This window comes from Turicimonas muris, from assembly GCF_002221595.1.
GTDB classification, from domain to species: Bacteria; Pseudomonadota; Gammaproteobacteria; order Burkholderiales; family Burkholderiaceae_F; genus Turicimonas; species Turicimonas muris.
Window position 1 is genome coordinate 46,251 of sequence record NZ_NHMP01000006.1, and the last position, 20,241, is coordinate 66,491.

A 20,241-nucleotide genomic window follows, 5' to 3' on the forward strand; every position below is an offset into this window, starting at 1 on the left:
TATATCGAGAAACTTAATTAGTTTAATTAGTGTTCTGCGGCCATCATTTCATGAACCGCCTTCTTGGCAATGTCTTCCATAAACTGCTGATTGTCATCTTTAAGATTGTCCGCAATCGTACGAAGGCAATGATCCAAAATGACGAGCTCGTTGGTTGTCAAACCTTTAAGAGCTTTATGCTCCATGCTTTTTGAATTGGATTTGAGAGCTTTTTCGATTTCAAGTCCTTTGTCAGTCAGAGCAACAAACTTACAGCGGTTATCATCCTTACTTGCGACTCTAGTAATAAATCCCTTGAACTCTAATCTCTGCATTAATCCTGTAATTGTCGGGTGAGACAGCATTAAAGCTGATTGAACGCTTTGCTGGGTCACAGGACGACTGCGATTTTTTAAGAGGAACAGCATCACACTAGCTTGAGAAGAAGTGATGTCAAGCTGGCTAAAATCGAGATTCCTGCATCTCTCCATCTGGTTATAGATGTACCGTAGCAGTCTTAAGGTTCCTTTTTCATAATGTTCATTCACAGCTTTCTCCACACGGGTGTCCGTAAAAGAAGACACCGCTTGTCCCTTCATTCATCACTGATTATAGGGAGCCTCCAAAGAACCACGTAAATTTATGACCTAAGACGGGGAGAGGTGAACTAGGGATAAACCCATAACGAACAACAAGCTCTATTGTCGAAGAAGAAAAGTCCGTCTTTCAGAAAAATGTTAAGGAGTTCAACGAAGTTGAGCTAAGCTCAAAAAGATACCCAATCATAAAAGATTTCTATATTTTGATATTTGAAGAAAAAGTTAATCTAGGAAAGTATCAAACAAAGAAAATGATCAGAAGAGAGTCTTAGAGTCCTCTGCGAAAGCTCCAAGAAATTTTATTTCTTCATGAGCCGTCTTAATTCTTCAATGGCATGAGGGCCAATGGATTTCTCATTTCTTCGGTAGAGGCGATGAAGCATCCTGTGACAGTTGGAACAAACAGGACGTAAGTTTCTATAGCTTGTTTCTGTTTGAGTTTTAGAAATTGGAATTAAATGATGAACCTCAATAAAATTTTCACCGAGCTCTCCGTAAATTTCAGTGAAATTTGTTCCACACACAACACAACCTAGTCCGTATTCTTCGATTGCTTTTGCCCGAAGCTTAGGATCCCTTTCGTACTGTCTTGTTAATTTTTTGTGGGGCTCCTTTGGATTTGTTGTTTCGCCATCTTCATCACTCTCGTCGTCCGTTTGTTGTGGATTTTGTAGTTCTTCAAAAAAAGAAAGAGCAGTCTTCTTTTCAATTATTTCTAAAGCCTTTTCGCCAATGTTAATCAGTTCCTCCTCACTGAGTGGTAAGGAGGTGTCTTTCTTCCAGCAAGAAAAAAGTTGTTGAAGGTCAACTTCTTCTCGATTTATGAGAATTTTGTTTATAGTTCTGGAGTCTATCCCAAGAGTTGGCGGTGGAAGATCCTTTCTTGAGGGGCATCTTATCCTGACAGTGTACTTAACCGCTAAAACTCCTAATAGTTGTAAGAAGCAGGATGATTTAATCTCCTCTGTATATCCGGGCCCTACATATCCTTGTTTATCTTTTTGGTAAAAATAACGAGGGTTGTTCAGGTCAATCTCCCACTCTCCTATTATGGAAGTATGGACTTTCCTCTTCGTCAATTTTCTAACAAAGAGCAAATTTTCTAAGATCTTTTTTGCTTTTTTCTCTTTGAGGCTCTCTTGCATATTTCCTTTTCTTGGTGTGCTAAGTTGATAGGCTTTTTCTGAGGATTGGTAGTCTCATTGACTGATAAAGAGTTTAAATCTGTCTTCAAGCCTTGTACGGTTTTCAGATGGATAATTAAGAGAGATAGCTATAGGACACTAATTAGTTTTATTTGCATTTTGAAGTTTTTATCTTCGAGCTAGATAGAAAAAGTCGGAATAAGAAGAGTATTTACATTTCTTACAACAGATATAAGCGAGCTTCCACTCTTTCCCTTTTTTCAACTCAAAATGTGACTAACTCGATGAAAATGAAGGAGAGGTTGCAAACCTCTCCTTGGGATTTGCCGCTATCGATTTAAGAACTCTTGAAGCGCTTTGGCGGTATGAGTATCTTTCTTCATAAGTTTTTCAGGAGGACCTGCGAAGACCACTTTGCCGCCTTCAGAGCCACCTTCCGGGCCCAAATCGACTATCCAATCAGCTTCGGCCATCACATCCAAGTTATGTTCGATAACTACAACGGTGTTTCCGGCTTTGACTAAACGCTGCAGAACTTTAATGAGCTTATCGACGTCTGCCATGTGAAGTCCGACCGTCGGTTCATCAAGAACGTAGAAGGTGTGGGGAGCCTTTCTACCTCTCAAGGTGATGTCATCCTTCACTTTGGTAAGTTCGGAAACCAGTTTGATTCTCTGAGCTTCACCGCCGGAAAGGGTTGGAGAAGGCTGACCTAGGGTTAAATATCCTAGACCGACATCTTTCATCAGCTTCAGAGGATGGGCAATGGAGGTTTGGCTGGCAAAAAATTCGACAGCTTCATCTACATCCATTTTCAGAACTTCACCGATATTTTTGCCTTTCCAAGTTACGGCCAGAGTTTCCTCATTGAATCGCATCGAACCGCAGGTTTCGCACGGAACCTGAACATCCGGAAGGAAGTTCATTTCCACCGTCTTTGAGCCTTGTCCCGCACAGTCAGGGCATCTGCCGACAGCAACATTAAAGGAAAAACGGTTTGGGCCATAGCCTCGCATCTTGGCTTCAGACGAAGCAGCAAAAAGCTTTCGAATCTGATCCCAGAAACCGACGTACGTTGCCGGACAAGAACGCGGCGTCTTACCAATTGGTGTTTGGTCAACTTCCAGAACTCTGTCTACAGCTTCATAGCCAAGCAGATCTCGGCAGCCGACAAATTTAACTTTTTCTCCTTTAGCCTGCACGGCAGCCCTCAAGTTATGAAGAAGAACTTCACGAGATAAAGTAGATTTTCCGGAGCCGGAAACGCCTGTCACAACCGTCAGTCTATTAAGCGGGAACTTGACGGAATCAACTTTCAAGTTGTTTCTGAAAGCGCCTTTGACTTCAACAAAAGGATCAGTAGATTTCGTTTTCAGTAAAGCTTTGCCTTTATGTTGAAGAGGATTCTTCAAATACTGGCCGGTTAAGGATTTATCGGCATTGGCAATAAGATCATCAATCGTCCCGTTGACGATAAGCTGGCCGCCGCGTGCCCCTGCTCCCGGGCCGATGTCGATGACATGATCGGCTTTGCGGATGGTATCTTCGTCATGCTCCACTACTAACAGAGAGTTGCCCTTATCTGCGAGTTTTTCTAAGGCAGATAAGAGAATCTTATTGTCCCTCGGATGAAGACCAATGGTCGGTTCATCCAAAACGTAGCAGACGCCCTGAAGGTTGGTGCCGAGTTGGGAGGCTAAACGAATACGCTGAGCTTCGCCGCCGGACAAAGTCGGTGCAGAACGATTGAGCGAGAGATAGGACAAGCCGACCTCTTTCAAGAAGGCAAGACGAGATAAGATTTCAGCAATGGCATCTTTTGCAATCGCATTTTCCCTTTCATCTTCCTTGACGGCATCCGCCAACATAGTGAAGTAGTCTTCAGCTTCTTCAACCGTCATGTTGGAGATGTCCGCAATGCTCTTTTCGTAGAACAGAACATTTCTTGCAACTTCATTTAATCTTGTACCGGAGCATTCCGTACAGTTATTGGAAAGTTTTAAAGTTTCCGTATCTTCTTCATCAATGTTTTCTCTGGCAAGAGCATCTTGGAAGACGCCCAAGCCGTAACCTTGGCAGGACGGACACCAGCCAATCGCAGAGTTATAAGAGAACAGACGAGGATCAAGCTGAGGGAAGCTGGTCTCGCATACCGGGCACGCGCGAATAGCTGAGAATGTTTCAACTTTTCCTCCACATCTGACCTGAAGGACGCCCTTACCTAATTCCAAGGCGGATTGAATGACATGATCCAGTTCTCTCTCCCTGTCCTTGCTGATGACAGTTTCGGAAACAACGAGATCAATGTTGTGCTCTTTGAATCTGTCTAACGTACGGAACGGATAAGTTCCTACGATTTGTTCATCGACAACAAGACGTTCGAAACCTTTGTTATGGGCTTTTTCAAAGACTTCTCTGTACGAACCTTTACGGTTCTTAATCAGAGGAGCGGTAATCATCACGGACTTGCCGGAGAAACCGGAAATGACCTTTTCAATAATGGAATCTTTGGTTTGCGGGCGAACCGGAACATGACAGGTCGGACAGTATTGGGTTCCGAGCTTGAGGTAAATCAAGCGGAGAAAATGGTAAATCTCGGTCAAAGTAGCGACGGTGGATTTTTGGCCGCCGCGGGATGTTCTCTGTTCAATGGCAACGGTCGGAGGAATACCGTAAATCGCATCCACATCGGGCCGGCTGGCAGGTGCAACCATCGAACGCGCAAATGCGTTTAAAGAGTCCAAATATCTTCTTTGGCCTTCATTGAAAACCAAATCAAAGGCAAGGGTAGATTTGCCGGAGCCGGAAACACCGGTAACCACCGTGAATTTATTTCTCGGAATCGTTAGAGAAAGATTCTTCAAATTGTGCTCGCGAGCATTAACGATAGAAATCGCATCTTTCGGATACTGTTCTGCAATCTCTGTTTCTTCGGTCGGTGCATTCACAAAGTACGCGGTCGGATCTTTCTCGATAAGGGCCTGACGGTAGGAAGCCAGAGCCTTTCCGGTCGGTGTTTCTTTAATAACGAAATGATCCGGAGTACCGGCAAATAATTCTTCGCCGCCTTTTTCTCCGCCTTCCGGTCCAAGTTCAATAATCCAGTCGGAACCGTCGATAACGTCAAGGTTGTGCTCGACGACAAGAACGGAGTGACCGTTGTCAACCAACTCGCGAAGAGAACTCATGAGCTTGGCGGTATCGTCAAAGTGAAGACCCGTTGTAGGCTCATCAAAGACAAACATCTTGTGCTTCTTGGAACCGGCTTCATTAGCTGCTTCAATAAGATACTTTGCCAGCTTCAAACGCTGCGCTTCACCGCCGGACAAGGTCGGCACGGGTTGGCCGAGTTTCAAATAGTTGAGACCTACCTTAACTAAAGGAGTTAAGGCATTGACGATATTTTTGTTTTCCGAGAAGTAGTACAGCGCTTCCTGAACCGTAAGGTCAAGAACGTCAGCAATATTCAAGCTTTTGCCCATACGGGTGATGTGCACATCAAGCGTGGAAGGGCGGTAGCGCTTACCGTCGCAGTCCGGGCACTTGATGTATACGTCAGACAAGAACTGCATTTCTTCATGTTGGAAACCGCTTCCTTCGCAGGTCGGACAGCGGCCGTGGCCGGAGTTAAAGCTGAAGGTACCTGCTGTATAGTTTCTCTTCTGAGATAACGGAGCGGCTGCAAATAGGGCACGGATGTAGTCAAATGCTCCGACGAATAGCGCAGGATTGCTTCGTGTCGTTTTGCCGATAGGAGTCTGATCGACAAAGATGACATCGTCGATTTTATCGACGCCTAGCAAAGATTCAAATTTCCCCGGAGCTTCGGTAGTTTGGCCTTTTTCTTGACGAAGTGCAGGAACCAAAATGTCTTGCACTAAGGTGGATTTGCCTGATCCTGAGACCCCGGCAACGCAAACCAGATGGCCTAAAGGAATACGGATATCGATATTTTTCAGGTTGTGCTCTTTGGCTCCTAAGAGAACCAAAGCGTCGCCGACAACGTTAACTTTTTTGCGCTTTCTCTTATTGATGCGCAAAGCACCGCTTAAATATTTGCCGGTTAAGGTTTTAGCCTTCTTAATTTCCTGAGGAGTACCGTCAAAAACGATTCTTCCGCCGTCAGCCCCAGGTCCGGGACCCATGTCGATGATTCTGTCGGCAGCGAGCATGACTTGAGGATCGTGTTCGACAACAACCAAGGTATTGCCGGCTTTTCTGAGCTTGCGCATGACCGAATTGACGCGGTCCATGTCTTGGGGATGAAGACCGATGGACGGCTCATCGAGCACAAACAAGGTATTGACCAAAGAAGTACCGAGCGCTGTAGTCAAATTGATTCTTTGGACTTCACCTCCGGACAAAGTACGGCTTTGTCGATCCAAAGTTAAGTAGCCTAAGCCGACTTCTACTAAATAAGAGAAGCGGGTACGGATTTCTTTAAGAAGTTGGTCGCAGGTTTTTTCCAGTTCAGGCGACAGGCGCAATTCATCAAAGAAGACTTTAAGTCTTTCAATCGGCAAGAGCATGATGTCCTGCAGGTTGAGGCCCGGAAGGCTCTGAAGAATTTCTTCGCTGAAGGAAGAGCCGACGGGACGGAATCTCTGGTAGGTTTGACCCGACCCTCCCAACACCTTATCGGCAAGTTCTTTAGAGCCGATTCTCCAAAGCTGAGAGGCGGATTTCAGACGGGAGCCGCGACATGTCGGGCATTCGGAATATCCTCTGTAGCGCGACAGAAGCACGCGCACGTGCATCTTGTAGGCTTTAGTTTCAAGCCAGTCAAAGAAGTTCTTTACGCCGTACCATTTCTTGCAGCGGAAAGAAGTCCACTTCGGATCGCCCTCTAGGACGAACTTATGCTCTTTTTGAGAAAGCTCTCTGAAGGGCTTGTTGATATCGATGCCTTCGAGTTTTGCATATTCGAGCAATTCTTTTTGGCAATCTTCGAAAGAAGCCGTTGTCCAGGGCTTGATAGCTCCTTCTTTCAGACTTTTCGTAGTGTCGGGCACAACGAGGTTGAAATCAACACCGATGACACGGCCGAAGCCTTTACAGGTTTCGCAGGCGCCTAACGGGGAATTGAAGCTGAAAGTGGATGCATGAGGTTTAGAGTAAGTAATACCGCATTCAGCGCAGGAGAATTGGCTGGAAAATTTCCACTGTGCCAGTTTTTCGCCTTCAGGTGTTTCCGCACGAACATGCATGTGGCCTTTGCCGGTTTGCAGAGCATTTTCAATGGCCTCCATGATGCGGGACTTGTCGGAAGTGATCTTGAAGCGGCCGGCGACGACTTCTACAACAGCGGGCCCTTTAGTCACATTTTTTAAAGGAGCGGCGCGAGTGTAACCCTGGGCGCTTAAGCCGGCGAGAACATCTTCAACCGGATAATCTTTCGGGACATCAACCGTAAAGCAAACATAAAGACGAGTGTTTTCCGGCAAGGAGGCACAGTTTTCGATTAAAGAAGCGTAGATGTGTTCGGGTGTGTCTTCTTTGACTTCTTTGCCGCATTTTTCGCAGTAGAGCACGGCGGCTTGGGCAAAGAGCATTTTCAAATGATCATTGATCTCGGTCATTGTTCCGACAGTAGAGCGGGAGGTTCTGACCGGATTTGTTTGATCAATGGCAATCGCCGGAGGGACACCCTCAATCTTATCGACTTGAGGGCGATCCATTCTGTCCATAAATTGGCGGACATAAGGGCTGAAAGTTTCGACATATCTTCTTTGGCCTTCCGCATAAAGCGTATCGAACACCAAAGAGGATTTTCCTGAGCCGGAAACTCCTGTGACAACGGTGAATTTGTTGTACTCGAAATTAACATCGATGTTTGTTAAAGTATTTTGTTTTGCACCGATGACGCTAATTCCGTTTGTTTTTGGTTGTGTCTGCATATCGAAATTAATTTTGTGTTCCATATAGTTATTTCCGGACCTCAAAAATGAAGATGGAAAATTTGGCCACGTTAATATATAACAAAACCGTATTGGAGAGGATCAGTACTGTTAGAAACTGTTTGATTTTGAAAGGAAATGAAAATCAAGAGGTTATTCTTTCGTTGGCATAAGGCGTAAAAAAACCGCCTTTCGGCGGTCGTAAGAAGCGGCTAATTAGTTGCCTCTTCTCTTAGCAGCATTATCTTTAACTTGGCGGGTCAAAGAATCGAATGCTTGACGAACAGCGGCGTGTGCGTCTTCATTCTTTGTGTTCATAATGAATTCATGTCCCGGGGCGTTGAGGCAAACGCGAACGCTGCACTCACGGCCTTGGTTTTGATGTTTGCCTTCGCTTTCTACTGCAACGCGGCAGCTGATGAGGTCGGCATCAAATTTGTGAAGTCCTTCCACTTCTTTAGAAATTAATGCTTCGAGAGCTTCCGAGCGGTCGATACCATGAAAACTGATTTGTACCGGAAGTTTCATACATGCTCCTTTTTTTGTTGTTGTATGTGACTCTATTGTTTCACAAATTACGAAAAATTGTTAGGCCTTGCGATTTTTGCAGTTAAGCAGGAAAATAGATCTCTGTGTATGTTCACTTACAAGCCAAATCGAGAACTGCCAGCCGCAGCAGAACTATCTTCTAAGAAGAATTCTCAACTTGTTTTTTCTTGAATTTTTTACTCCGCAGAAAAAATCAAGATTCCGCATTCTTCTTCACTACTTGATTCTGAATTTCCTCCTAAAATAGAGAGTCGTTTTGAGAACTCAATAATTTCCAAATTTTGTCCGGAGTGGGAATGGAAAAAGTATTTAAATCGGGTTTGATTAGAAACCGTAATTTAGAGCAGCTAAACCAAGAAACGGTGTGGGATGTCGTGATTATCGGCGGCGGTTCAACCGGTTCTGCAATTGCTTTGGATTCTGTATCACGAGGATTTAAGACGTTGCTGGTGAATTCGGGAGATTTCGCTTCCGGAAGTTCCGGCTCTTCCATAAAACTCATCATGGCCGGACCGTCCTGCTTAAAAGGACTCAAGGAGTGGAAACAGCTCAGAGAAGATTTGGAAGAAAGAAAGTATCTTTTGGCGAATGCTCCGCATCTGGTTAAAGAAAAGAATTTCGTTATCCCCTGCTATAAAGGTTCTACACTGGCTTTTTATTATTTCACTTTGCTTGCCGGCCTAGCCGCAGGTTATGGCGGGTACGGAATGGGGCGTCCTCTTTATCTGAGACCTGAAGAAGTCATCAGAAAATTGCCGGATGTCAAAGCAAAAGGACTAGTCGGAGGCGTTCAATTCAAGGTTGTTCAATTTGATGACGCAAGATTGAATATTGCTTTGATCAAGACAGCAGCGAAACAGGGTGCAGTTTGTCTGAATTATGTTTCTGCAAAAGAGCTTGAAAGAGATGCGGGTGGAAGAATTCAATCTATTTCATTGGAAGACCAGCTTACCGGCCAGTCTTTCCAAGCAAAGTGCAAAATGATTTTTAATGCTGCCGGCGAAGGTGCTGATGGTGTTCGTCAAATGGCTTATGCCGAGGCTTCTCCATTAACTGAAGTGAAGAAATTTACCTGCATGGTCATGGCAGCCAGACATTTTGAAGGCGAGTACGGCATGCTCACTCCAAAGGCTAAAGGCGAGCAGCGTCTTTTCTGTGTCCCATGGAACCGGATGGCAGAGGTCGGAATTGTTGAAGAGAAAGAAGGCGAGGACAGCGGAGCCGCCGTTACTCGTCTTATAGAAAAAATTAAGCCTTTTTTAGAATTTTCCATTGACAGGAACAATGTCACGGCTTCTTTTTCCCATACCGTTGTGACTCCGAAGAAGGATTTCGGCCGAGGACAGGAAGGAAGCAACAGTCTGATCCTGACCGAGTTCGAAAATATGGTGACGGTTGTAGGAGGCGGCTGGAAGAACTACCGCCAAAGAGCAGAGAAAGCTATGACGGCAGCCATTGACGCCGGGCTTGTCTATAAAAAACCGTGCTCCACAATGTTTATGTCAATCGCCAGAAACCATCACTTCGATCCGGAAGCTCTGGATAAAGGACTGGCAGACGGAAAAGATGTTACAGCTCAAGTAGTCGAATATGCTCAATATTGCTTAGAGCATGAATTTGCCTCCTGTGCGGATGACGTTCTTTTCAGACGTCTGAGAATCGGCCAAATGAGTGCTGCAGTTACTGAAAAGCTCAGACCGGAGGTGGAGAAAGTTTTCGCATAACCACTGAAAATCAATTGGTTATAAATTGTTTTTAAAGTAAAAAGAATTTATCTGCACACCGCCTCTTAAGGAAAGCTTCCGGAGGCGGTGTTAGCATTCTTGAGCTTGCTAAAAACTTTTTCCTATCTTCATGAAGATGTTCTTTCGTTTTTTTCTTTTGTTCTCTGTGCTCGCCATGACAGGATGTGCTTGGCATGGCGCGATGGATAAGAATTTTTATGCCCCGGCATCTGACAAACCGGCCTTTAATGCTGTAATCGGCGTGATGCCTAATCCTATTAACCCTCCGCAAAGCGTTAACTACAACGGCGGCAAGATTGATATCGATCTGGAGAACATCGGTTACGCGGTGACAGCCTCGCTAGATACGGTTTTTAAGAAAGCTAAATTGATTGACAGCTACAGTCAGTGTCCGGAATGCCAAGGATTTGTTCTCTATCAGGCAGGTTTCACCGTGAGAGAAGGTCAGGCTAAAAAAGCAAGAATGACTTCCGGCATGGACTTGGAATTCTTAAATAAGGATAGGCAATATCTCACAACCATAAAAGTAAATGATGAAGGAGAAGTAGGCTCGTCTTCCGGCATCTTCTCCGGTTTTCTGTCCCAAGAGCAGGATGGAAAAGAAGTTTTAGCGGCCATCCAAAACTCAACGACAAAGATGCTGAAAGAAGGAGAAGGACGGATTCGTCAAAACCAAGTGATTGCCGACTACTTCTCTCCACAAGTCACATCGGTTGCTCAGCCGAGTGCAGAAGCAGCTTCGTCAGATCAGCCTAAGGCAGAAAAAGGCGTTAATTTTCAGAATTATTTAAATGCTACGGTCGTTATCCGCTCAGGAAGAGGCTTCGGTTCAGGCTTCTTTATTCATCCGACACTGGTAGTTTCCAACTACCACGTGGTTGGAAACAGTTCCAGAGTTCAAGTCAAACTTAGAAACGGGAAGGTGTTTACGGGGAACGTGGTATCTCTCGATTCTCAGAATGATTTGGCCTTGATTCAAGTTCCTTATCAATCTAAATCCTTCCTCGACTTTGATGTGCAGCCGACCATTGGAGGAGAAGTCTTTACCGTGGGTGCTCCGCAAGGATTTGAATGGACGATTTCTCGGGGCATAGTCAGCGGACTGCGAAATCTTGACGGTATTAAAGTGGTACAAACGGATGCATCGATTAGTCCAGGAAACAGCGGCGGTCCATTAATTTCTTTGAAGACAGGAAAGGTATTAGGCGTCAATACAATGGTATGGGCTGAGGCGCGCTCGCAAAATATTAATTTTGCGGTTTCCTCTGCTGTCGTTCAGAATTTCTTGATTGAAACTTTCAAACGCTACGGACTTTCTCCGTCCGAACTGAATCAGTAATTTTCTGCAATATATGAAAACGGCACCGCAAAATCGGTGCCTTCGGTTTTGAGGACGGGAGGTTAATCTTTCCAACCGTAGAATTCTTTGAGAACATTCCAAGCAACTTGCTGGAGGTATTTTGCATCTGCGGGTTTAAGAGGCTTTTCGCATTCGCCTAAGAATTTGAAACCTTCCGGAGACTTCTTAAAGAGCAATCCGTAAATCATGGCGCCGTAGAGGTATGAACCAGCAGCGGTCGGGTGGCTTTTATCTTTTTGATGAAGAATTAAGTCAGGTCTTTTCTTCAAACTTTCCGCGAAGGCAAGACCGACCGGCAATACGATGGCGTCGCTCGCATTGGCTGCTTCAATAGTGGCATTAGCTAAATGACGCGTTTGTTCCGGTTTATCCTGACGTGCCCACGTCATTACTACAATCGGTGTGGATCCGTGTTCGCGGATGGTTTCGATGTGCTGCTTCAAGTATTTCTTAAAGTTCGGTGCAAGTTTCGGATTGATTGGTTCGGTAGAAAGGGCCTGAAGCAGGACAACATCAAACATCGGAGGTGTTTTGCCGTCTTTACTTTCTTTTACGTAGGGATCTCCTTCATGAGGTGTCAGGTACTCCTGAAGGTTATGGAAAGAGAGTTTCCCAGAAGAAATTGTTTGCAGACGGGCTTTCCAAGGAGTCTTGCTTTCTTTTGCAAAACCTCGGACGTAACCATGCACGCCGCAATTGTAGAAGCTGTAGGAGTTTCCAACGTATAAGGCAGTAGAGGGTTGGTGGTTTTGAATATCCGTTACTTTCGGAGCTACGTCGGTTTCAAGGGCATTTGCTGCTCCAGATAAGATAAAGGCTGAAGCTACAGTCCATATAATTTTTCTCATCACATTCTCCAAGCTGATCATTCAAGTTAAGGATTGTGGCGCTTTTTTCCGGTTTTCTCCAGGCGGTATGCGAAAGCGGGCTTTGCAGAAACAGCAAAGGATCCGTTGAGAGAAATTAATTTTTGCAAATCAAGAAGTTGAAAACCTCTTGATTTTTAAGATATAATCTGCGGTCTCTCTGTTGGAGCGTTGTCCTTTCGTCATCGCTCGTTCCGTTGTACTTAAAGTGATCAATGAGATTAACTCGTTGATTGTAATGAATTAATATGGATGAATAGTCATCCTGCTTATAGGTGAAACGTAATGAAAACCTTCTCGGCTAAGCCGCTTGAAGTGAAGCGTGAATGGTATGTTGTGGATGCAACTAATATGGTTGTAGGTCGCCTTGCCGCCGAAATCGCTCTCAGACTCCGTGGCAAAAACAAGCCCATTTATACCCCGCACGTTGATACAGGCGACTACATCGTCGTTATCAATGCTGACAAGTTGGTAATGACAGGCAACAAACCTGAAGATAAGAAATATTTCCGTCACTCTGGATACCCAGGCGGCATCTACGAAACAACTTTCCGTAAGATGCAAGAAAAGCATCCAGGCCGTGCTTTGGAAATCGCTGTTAAAGGCATGCTTCCAAAAGGACCACTCGGATATGCAATGTTCAAGAAGCTCTTCGTTTATGAAGGCAACGAACATCCACATTCCGCCCAGCAACCTAAACAGCTCGAGATCTAAAGATGATTGGTATTTACAACTATGGTACAGGACGCCGTAAAAGCTCCGTAGCCCGCGTTTTTATGAAGCGTGGTACTGGCCTTATCATGATCAACGGCCGTCCGCTTGATGAATATATTCCTCGCGAAACAGGCCGTATGGTCATTCGTCAGCCGTTAGTTTTGACCAACAATGTTGAAACATTCGACATTAAAGTCAACGTTCACGGCGGCGGTGAATCCGGCCAGGCCGGCGCTATCCGCCACGGCATCACACGCGCTCTCATCGATTATGATGAAGCATTGAAGTCTGTCTTGTCTCAGGCAGGTCTCGTCACACGTGACGCCCGCGAAGTCGAACGTAAGAAAGTCGGTTTGCGTAAAGCACGTCGTCGTAAACAGTTCTCCAAGCGTTAATTTCAACGCATCGGAACTTACAGTTACGATTCAAATATGGTCTGCACTTGTTGCGAACCAAAGCAAAAGGGAGCATTGGCTCCCTTTTGCTTTGGGCGGTTATTCTCGCTTTTTCTTTTTCTGAGCTTGTTCCAAGCATTTAACAGGTTAGTGTCCTCGTATAAAAATCACAAAACCTACTTTCTTTATGCCTTTAGTAGAGGCTCTTTCCTTTTTATCCGTTTCACTCTTTCTTCTCGGATTCTCAAAGCTCAGAGCGTAAGAGGTGAAGAGAGGAAAGGTGTAAAAAGTGTTTCAAAAATTATTTAGTTTAAAAACAAATTCTCCACTTTTACGGTGGGGTAACATGTCTTTTATTCGTTAATTATCATCTAGTTAGTACTATTATCGGGAAAGTTCCCGTTTAGTCGCATGTCAACGCAAGATATGTAATTAGCTAGGTAGAAATACTTAAAATAAGCGTTCTGTTTCTGAATGAATGTTCATTCAGAAAATTGTAAACTCACACCTATTCTTGATAGTTAGACTGAGGGCGAAATGCTTTTTCTTAAGCAGTTAACAAAAACAAAGGCTCTTATTGCAATTTTGGCACTGATTTCTTTGAGTGCATGTTCTGACAAAGCTCCAGGACCGGCTTCCGAAGGACAGACACGCAAGCCGCAAGTTTCTGTGATTGATATTGAACCGACCTCACAGGTTATGATCACAACCTTGCAGGGCCGTACCGCACCTTATATGGTGGCAGAGGTAAGACCCCAGGTCGGCGGAATTCTTCAGAAACGCCTCTTTGATGAAGGTGCAGAGGTCAAAGAAGGACAACCGCTTTACCAAATCGATCCGACGGTTTATGAGGCACAAGTTGCAAGTGCTAAGGCTGAGCTTGCCAGAGCAGAATCTGTCTTATATCAAAGTCAGCTGACTGCTAAGCGTTATGCTCAGCTCGTTAAGACAGAAGCTGTTAGTAAACAGCAAAACGATGATGCGCAAGCTGCAGTAAGACAAGCTCAAGCCGCCGTTCAGGCAGCTAAAGCTCAGCTGAAAACAGCTCAAATTAACCTAGATCACACAACAATTCGTTCTCCGATTGACGGAAAGGCCGGCCGTTCTTTAGTGACTCCGGGAGCTTTGCTTTCCGGCTATCAGGCCAATAACATGGTAGTTGTTCAGACATTGGACCCAATCTATGTTGACGTTAATCAGGCCAGCGGAGACTTATTAAAACTTAAGAAGGAACTGGCCGAAGGAAAAATTAAGGCTACTAAGGGCGAAATTCCTATTCAGCTCATTCTCGAAGACGGTACTAAGTACAGTCTCCCGGGCTCTTTGACATTGTCTGAAGTTTCCGTGGATCAAGGAACGGGAACATTGACATTAAGAGCAGAATTTCCGAACCCGGACGGATTGCTTCTTCCCGGAATGTTTGTAAGAGCAGAGCTGCCACAGGGTGTACGCGAAAATGCAATTCTGGTTCCTCAGAGAGCTGTCCTGCGCAGAACAGATGGTGCGCCTTACGTTTTAGTTGTTGAGAACGGCGTCGTTGCACAAAAGGTTATTGATACAACTGAGACTGCAGGTTCTAATTGGGTTGTCGAGAGCGGATTAAAACCGGGCGACAAAGTCATTATCGAAGGATTCCAAAGAATCCGTCCGGGGGTACCGGTTGATGTTGTTCCTCCGCTCTCTCAAAAAACCGCTTCTTCAAAGTAAAAGCAGAGGGTTCTGATGGCAAAGTTTTTTATTAATAGGCCTATTTTTGCTTGGGTGATCGCTATTGTGATCATGCTTGCAGGCGCCTTGTCCATTCTTAATCTTCCAATTTCTCAGTATCCGCAGATTGCTCCTCCGCAGGTTAATATCTCTGCCACTTATCCGGGTGCGTCTGCTAAGACAATTGAAGATACCGTTGTTCAGATTATTGAACAGAAGATGACCGGCTTAGACGGTTATCTTTACATGAGTTCGACCAGTGAATCCAGCGGACGCATCTCCATTACTCTGACATTTGAAGCCGGCACAGATCCGGATATGGCTCAAGTTCAGGTTCAAAACCGTTTATCCCAAGCTCAATCTTCTCTCCCTGAGGTTGTTCAAAGACTCGGCGTGACGGTTATGAAGACAACTGCCAGCTTTTTGAAAGTGGTTGCTCTGACTTCTAAATCCGGCAAAATCAATGAGGCAGAACTCGGTGACTACCTGGTTTCTAATGTTCAGGAACCTCTTAGCCGTGTTGAGGGCGTCGGAGAAGTTCAGATCTTCGGTTCTGCTTTTGCGATGCGTATTTGGCTGAATCCTGAAAAACTTCACCAGTATGGATTGACTCCAGCCGAAGTTAAGGCTGCTATTCAGGCACAGAACGTTCAGGTTTCTTCCGGTCAAGTCGGCGGTTTGCCTGCTGTTAAAGGTACCGAGCTCAATGCGACGATTACTTCCAGCTCTTTGCTTGAAACTATTCAGGATTTCGAAGGAATTTTCCTAAAGACCACTGATTCCGGTGCTCAGGTATACCTAAAGGACGTAGCAAGAATAGAGAAGGGACCGGAAAACTATATGGCTACGGGTTTCTATAACGGCAAACCCGCCGCGGCCATGGCTATTAAACTTGCTTCCGGTTCCAACGCCTTGCTGACTTCAGATTTAGTCAACAAGAAGATGGATGAACTCTCACAGTACTTCCCGGAAGACTATGAGTACGTCATTCCTTTCGATACAACGCCATTCGTTAAGATTTCCATTCAGGGCGTAGTTCAGACATTGATGGAAGCTATTGTTTTGGTGGTACTGGTGATGTATCTCTTCCTCCAGAACTTACGCGCCACTTTGATTCCGACAATTGCAGTGCCGGTTGTGGTTTTGGGTACATTCGGCGTTCTCGGTGTTCTCGGTTATTCCATCAACATGCTGACCATGTTCGCCATGGTTTTAGCTATCGGCTTGCTCGTTGACGATGCGATTGTGGTGGTTGAAAACGTAGAACGCGTGATGCACGAAGAAAAACTTTCGCCGCATGATGCAACCGAGAAGTCTATGGGACAGATTACCGGCGCTTTGGTCGGTATCGCTATGGTACTTTCCGCCGTTTTTATTCCGATGGCGTTCTTCGGGGGTTCAACAGGCGTGATTTATCGTCAGTTCTCCGTCACTATTGTGGCAGCTATGGGCTTATCCGTCTTAGTTGCTTTAACTTTGACTCCGGCATTGTGCGCAACCATTCTTAAACCGGTTCATAAAGAAAAAGCCAAACGAGGCTTTTTCGGCTGGTTTAACAGAATGTTCAACAAAGGTGCCGACGGCGCAACCAAAGCTGTTGATTACATGACTCCGAGATGGGCTAGATTCATGGTTATCTACGGTCTTTTGATTGCGGTGATGGTATTCGGCTTTACCAAGGTTCCGACCGCTTTCATGCCGGATGAAGACCAAGGCTCCCTGATGGTTCAGGTAACACTGCCAGCCGGAGCGACCCAAGAGACTACGCTTCCTGTGATTCAAAGAATGCAGGAATATTTCATGAAAACTGAAAAGGACAACGTAGAGAGCGTAATGGCCGTTACAGGTTTCAGTTTGTCCGGTACGGGTCAAAACACCGCTATGGCCTTTGTGAAGCTCAAAGATTGGAAAGAAAGACCGAATCTTGATCAAAAGGCGCAAAACATTGCGATGAGAGCCAACAGAGTACTCATGAGCTGGAAAGACGCCATGGTATTCGGCTTTGCTCTCCCAGCGGTACCCGAACTTGGTATGGCTGATGGTTTTGACGTATTCCTGCAGGATTTGGCCGGCGCCGGACATGAAAAGCTGACTGAAGCAAGGAACCAGCTCTTGGCGGCTGCTCGTCAAAGTCCGGTCCTCTATAACGTCCGGCCAAACGGCCAAGAAGATATGCCTCAGCTCAAAGTTGACATTGACTTTAAGAAAGCCGCGGCCCTCGGCGTTTCCGTTGAGGCTATTAATGATGCTTTGTCCACTGCATGGGGTTCTTCCTATGTTAATGATTTCTACGATAAGGGCAGAATTAAGAAAGTTTATGTGCAAGGTGATGCGCCTTTCCGTCAACTTCCTGAAGACATTAACCGCTGGTACGTTAAAAATAACAAGGGCGAAATGGTGCCGTTCGCTTCTTTTGTCAGTACTAGCTGGAAATATGGTTCTCCGCGCTTGGAACGTTTTAATGGTTTAGGTGCCGTCAATATACAAGGTTCTCCGGCTCCGGGTTATACAACCGGTCAGGCTATGGAGGAAATTGAAAGAATTGTCCAGACTCTCCCATACGGTTACGGTATTGCATGGAACGGTATTTCTTATCAAGAGAAGGCGGCTGATACTCAGACAGGAGCTCTTTATGCTTTGTCCGTTCTGATCGTGTTCTTGTGCTTGGCCGCTCTTTATGAAAGCTGGTCAATTCCGGTTGCCGTGATTATGGTTGTCCCTCTCGGCGTTATCGGTGCTTTGGGGCTTACCGGTGCGTTTGGCATGCATAATGACATTTACTTCAAGGTCGGTCTTTTAACAACGATCGGTCTTGTCAGTAAAAATGCCATTCTTATTGTGGAATTTGCTAAAGCATTGCACGAGCAGGGCGAAGATATTCTGCATGCTGCTAGTGAAGCCGTCCGTTTAAGAATTCGTCCGATTTTGATGACCTCTCTTGCCTTCGGGTTGGGTGTTCTTCCTTTGGCTAAAGCTACCGGCGCTGGTTCCGGTGCACAGAATGCTATTGGTGTGGGCGTGCTAGGCGGTATGATTACAGGTACTTTCCTGTGTATCTTCTTTGTTCCGATGTTCTACGTTCTTATTGTTAAGATCTTTGGTGACAAGAAAAAGAAACATAGCGCTCCTGCTCAGAAACTCTCAACTCAGGCCTCCCATTCAGAGGAGAATAGAAGATGAATTTTTTAAAGTTAACCCCATTAGTAATTTCCGTGTTGATCGCGACCGGATGCACGATGGCACCGGTCTACGAAAGACCGGAATCTCCGGTAGCTCCTACTTTTCCACAAGGGGCAGCCTATGAAGATTTAGCCTTCAGCACTGCTCCGCTGCCTACATGGGATACCTTCTTTACGAATGCAAAGCTTAGAGAGGTTATTAACACGGCGCTGACAAACAATAGAGATCTGCGTATTGCTATTCTCAACGTTGAGAAAGCCAGGGCTGCGTACGGCATTCAGCGTGCGAGTCTGATGCCGAATGCAGGCGCTGACTTCAGTCCAACCGGTTCTCACACTCCGGACACCATGGCGCCGACAGGCCATGGTTATACTTCTCACACGTACCAAGCAACCCTTGCTTCAACTTCTTGGGAAATTGATTTGTTCGGCCGTGTCAGAAGCCTGACGGAAGCGGCTTTGCAGAACTATTTGGCAACGGAAGAAGCACAATACGGCACTCAAAATTCCTTGATTGCAGAAGTGGCTAATGCTTGGATTAATGTCGGAGCACAAAAAGAACTGCTTCGCCTCCAGGAAATTACGCTTAAGAGCCAACAGAACAGCTTCAAGCTCATTTCCGACAGCTATCGCCTCGGAGCCCGTTCTCTGCTTGATGTAGAACAGGCAAGAACCACGGTCGAAACAGCTCGCGCTGCAGTTGTTCAGTATCAAAGATCTTTGGCTCAGGCTAGAAATAATCTTGAATTGCTTGTAGGAACCAAAGTTCCCGAATCTCTTGAACCGGAAAAGTTGGAGGACCCGAGCACTTACGGTGCCATTGCTCCGAAAGGCTTATCCAGTGAGGTTCTGCTTAACAGACCGGATATCCGTGCTGCAGAAAACAGCTTAAAAGCCGCGAATGCCAACATTGGCGCTGCCAGAGCTAATTTCTTCCCGCGCATTACTTTGACAGCCGGAGTCGGCACAGGTTCTCAGCATCTGAATGATTTGTTCAGCGGAGGATCAGGCTTATGGAGTTTTGCTCCGGGTATTACTCTTCCAATCTTTACCGGCGGAGCCAATATTTCTCAATTAAGACAAGCCGAAGCCGAGCAGAAAGCTAAGGTGGCTCAGTATGAAAAAACTATTCAGAGCGCCTTTGCCGAAGTCGCTAATACTTTGGCTGCTGAAGGAACAATGACTCGTCAATGTTCCGCTCTGCGTGCCTTAGTCGATGCCACTCAGAGGGCCTATAACTTGTCTTACAACCGTTATAAGAACGGCCTGGACGGCTTCCTGACAGTCTTAGAGAGTCAAAGACAGATGGTAGCAGCTCAAACTAACTACATTGTGGCCGAGCAGAACCGTCTCTCTTCTAATGTGACTTTGTACAAAGTACTCGGAGGCGGAAGCATAAAGTTAGCCTCTGTCGAACCCGCGGTTTCTCAGACTTTAGCTTCCACTCATGGGACTGTCGTCACGGAGAAGGTCGAATGACAACTCACCGTTATCCGCGCCGAATGGAAATCAAGCGGCACCGACTGCTGGAAGCCGCTCAAGAGATTTGCTTTCATGCGGCCAGTATGAGCGATATTGCGAAGAAAGCTGAGGTCAGTCCTCCGCACATTTATAACTTTTATAAAAACAAAGCTGATTTGGCTATGGCCGTGCAGGAGAGAATGAATCAAGAGATCTTCGATACGCTTAAAAACAGCATGTTCGAAGAACGATCGGTTGATAAAGATAAGTGTTTGGACAATCTCTTAAAACCGGAGAGAGCTGCTCTGATGCTGACTTTAATTACGGAAGCGACCCGAGATACTAAGCTCATGGAACATTTCCGGAAGCATCAGAAGAAGTTCAGAGAGCTTCTTTATGAGTACTATCACGTCGATCCGAATGACGAAGAGCATAAAGTCCGCTTAGAACTACTGAACGCTCTGTATGCCGGTTTGGCAGTCCGCTCTCTGTTTTCTCCATACGAGAACAAAGAGCTTCTTAAGGAACTCTTGGGTAAGGCGGACAGCTTTCTTGCACGCAAGTACCCGGTCGATTACATGAAGGATATTGAAGCTCCTATGAAAAAATAGGACAGGATTTTTCAATAAGGAGGAGGCGGTTTTA

13 protein-coding genes are annotated in these 20,241 nt (G+C 45.6%); 8 read left to right on the forward strand and 5 right to left on the reverse strand.

Translation table 11 applies throughout. From position 1 onward, the window contains the following. Positions 1 to 26 precede the first annotated feature (26 nt). The 4 genes from ADH67_RS09660 to ADH67_RS09675 form a co-directional block, all read right to left on the reverse strand. Positions 27 to 527 (reverse strand): MarR family winged helix-turn-helix transcriptional regulator, encoded by a 501-nt coding sequence (locus tag ADH67_RS09660; RefSeq protein ID WP_066595889.1) that lies wholly within the window; start codon positions 525 to 527, stop codon positions 27 to 29. 350 nt (positions 528 to 877) lie between these two features. Next, the gene (locus ADH67_RS09665) at positions 878 to 1,723 is read right to left on the reverse strand and encodes an HNH endonuclease (RefSeq protein ID WP_066593991.1); all 846 of its coding nucleotides are present in this window, start codon (positions 1,721 to 1,723) and stop codon (positions 878 to 880) included. A 329-nt stretch (positions 1,724 to 2,052) separates the two neighbouring features. Further along, on the reverse strand, positions 2,053 to 7,644 hold the full coding sequence (uvrA, locus tag ADH67_RS09670) for an excinuclease ABC subunit UvrA (protein ID WP_236578557.1): 5,592 nt from the start codon (positions 7,642 to 7,644) through the stop codon (positions 2,053 to 2,055). Between the two features lie 192 nt (positions 7,645 to 7,836). Continuing rightward, positions 7,837 to 8,148 (reverse strand): HPF/RaiA family ribosome-associated protein, encoded by a 312-nt coding sequence (locus ADH67_RS09675; protein ID WP_066593989.1) that lies wholly within the window; start codon positions 8,146 to 8,148, stop codon positions 7,837 to 7,839. A 317-nt stretch (positions 8,149 to 8,465) separates the two neighbouring features. Between ADH67_RS09675 and ADH67_RS09680 the strand changes: the two genes are divergently transcribed. After that, positions 8,466 to 9,893: an FAD-dependent oxidoreductase gene (locus ADH67_RS09680; protein WP_066593987.1), complete on the forward strand. Its 1,428-nt coding sequence runs from the start codon at positions 8,466 to 8,468 to the stop codon at positions 9,891 to 9,893. A gap of 175 nt (positions 9,894 to 10,068) precedes the next feature. Continuing rightward, positions 10,069 to 11,253 carry a S1C family serine protease gene (locus tag ADH67_RS09685; protein ID WP_158212638.1) on the forward strand — a complete coding sequence of 395 codons (1,185 nt, stop codon included), beginning with the start codon at positions 10,069 to 10,071 and terminating at the stop codon, positions 11,251 to 11,253. A gap of 62 nt (positions 11,254 to 11,315) precedes the next feature. Here the strand turns inward: ADH67_RS09685 and ADH67_RS09690 are convergent, their stop codons facing one another. Further along, positions 11,316 to 12,122, reverse strand: a complete 807-nt coding sequence (locus ADH67_RS09690; protein WP_066593985.1) for an SGNH/GDSL hydrolase family protein — start codon at positions 12,120 to 12,122, stop codon at positions 11,316 to 11,318. Between the two features lie 303 nt (positions 12,123 to 12,425). On the opposite strand from ADH67_RS09690, the gene rplM reads away from it, so the two are divergent. From rplM to ADH67_RS09725, 6 genes are all read left to right on the forward strand, one after another. After that, complete coding sequence (gene rplM, locus ADH67_RS09695) at positions 12,426 to 12,854, forward strand: 50S ribosomal protein L13 (RefSeq protein WP_066593984.1); 429 nt, start codon at positions 12,426 to 12,428, stop codon at positions 12,852 to 12,854. 2 nt (positions 12,855 to 12,856) lie between these two features. Continuing rightward, positions 12,857 to 13,249 carry a 30S ribosomal protein S9 gene (gene rpsI / locus ADH67_RS09700; protein WP_066593982.1) on the forward strand — a complete coding sequence of 131 codons (393 nt, stop codon included), beginning with the start codon at positions 12,857 to 12,859 and terminating at the stop codon, positions 13,247 to 13,249. Between the two features lie 537 nt (positions 13,250 to 13,786). After that, positions 13,787 to 14,956, forward strand: a complete 1,170-nt coding sequence (locus ADH67_RS09710) for an efflux RND transporter periplasmic adaptor subunit (protein ID WP_066593980.1) — start codon at positions 13,787 to 13,789, stop codon at positions 14,954 to 14,956. A gap of 15 nt (positions 14,957 to 14,971) precedes the next feature. Continuing rightward, positions 14,972 to 18,136: an efflux RND transporter permease subunit gene (locus ADH67_RS09715; RefSeq protein ID WP_066593979.1), complete on the forward strand. Its 3,165-nt coding sequence runs from the start codon at positions 14,972 to 14,974 to the stop codon at positions 18,134 to 18,136. Beyond that, positions 18,133 to 19,614 (forward strand): efflux transporter outer membrane subunit, encoded by a 1,482-nt coding sequence (locus ADH67_RS09720; RefSeq protein WP_066593978.1) that lies wholly within the window; start codon positions 18,133 to 18,135, stop codon positions 19,612 to 19,614. The genes ADH67_RS09715 and ADH67_RS09720 overlap by 4 nt, the downstream gene beginning before the upstream one ends. After that, positions 19,611 to 20,207 (forward strand): TetR/AcrR family transcriptional regulator, encoded by a 597-nt coding sequence (locus ADH67_RS09725; RefSeq protein ID WP_066593977.1) that lies wholly within the window; start codon positions 19,611 to 19,613, stop codon positions 20,205 to 20,207. The genes ADH67_RS09720 and ADH67_RS09725 overlap by 4 nt, the downstream gene beginning before the upstream one ends. Positions 20,208 to 20,241: the final 34 nt, after the last annotated feature.

Excerpts from the sequence above, each read along its gene's own strand:
- ADH67_RS09665 (WP_066593991.1), bottom strand. The coding sequence starts at position 1,723 with ATGCAAGAGAGCCTCAAAGAGAAAAAAGCAAAAAAGATCTTAGAAAAT.
- uvrA (WP_236578557.1), bottom strand. The coding sequence starts at position 7,644 with ATGGAACACAAAATTAATTTCGATATGCAGACACAACCAAAAACAAAC.
- ADH67_RS09675 (WP_066593989.1), bottom strand. The coding sequence starts at position 8,148 with ATGAAACTTCCGGTACAAATCAGTTTTCATGGTATCGACCGCTCGGAA.
- ADH67_RS09680 (WP_066593987.1), top strand. The coding sequence starts at position 8,466 with ATGGAAAAAGTATTTAAATCGGGTTTGATTAGAAACCGTAATTTAGAG.
- ADH67_RS09685 (WP_158212638.1), top strand. The coding sequence starts at position 10,069 with ATGACAGGATGTGCTTGGCATGGCGCGATGGATAAGAATTTTTATGCC.
- ADH67_RS09690 (WP_066593985.1), bottom strand. The coding sequence starts at position 12,122 with ATGAGAAAAATTATATGGACTGTAGCTTCAGCCTTTATCTTATCTGGA.
- rplM (WP_066593984.1), top strand. The coding sequence starts at position 12,426 with ATGAAAACCTTCTCGGCTAAGCCGCTTGAAGTGAAGCGTGAATGGTAT.
- rpsI (WP_066593982.1), top strand. The coding sequence starts at position 12,857 with ATGATTGGTATTTACAACTATGGTACAGGACGCCGTAAAAGCTCCGTA.
- ADH67_RS09710 (WP_066593980.1), top strand. The coding sequence starts at position 13,787 with ATGCTTTTTCTTAAGCAGTTAACAAAAACAAAGGCTCTTATTGCAATT.
- ADH67_RS09715 (WP_066593979.1), top strand. The coding sequence starts at position 14,972 with ATGGCAAAGTTTTTTATTAATAGGCCTATTTTTGCTTGGGTGATCGCT.
- ADH67_RS09720 (WP_066593978.1), top strand. The coding sequence starts at position 18,133 with ATGAATTTTTTAAAGTTAACCCCATTAGTAATTTCCGTGTTGATCGCG.
- ADH67_RS09725 (WP_066593977.1), top strand. The coding sequence starts at position 19,611 with ATGACAACTCACCGTTATCCGCGCCGAATGGAAATCAAGCGGCACCGA.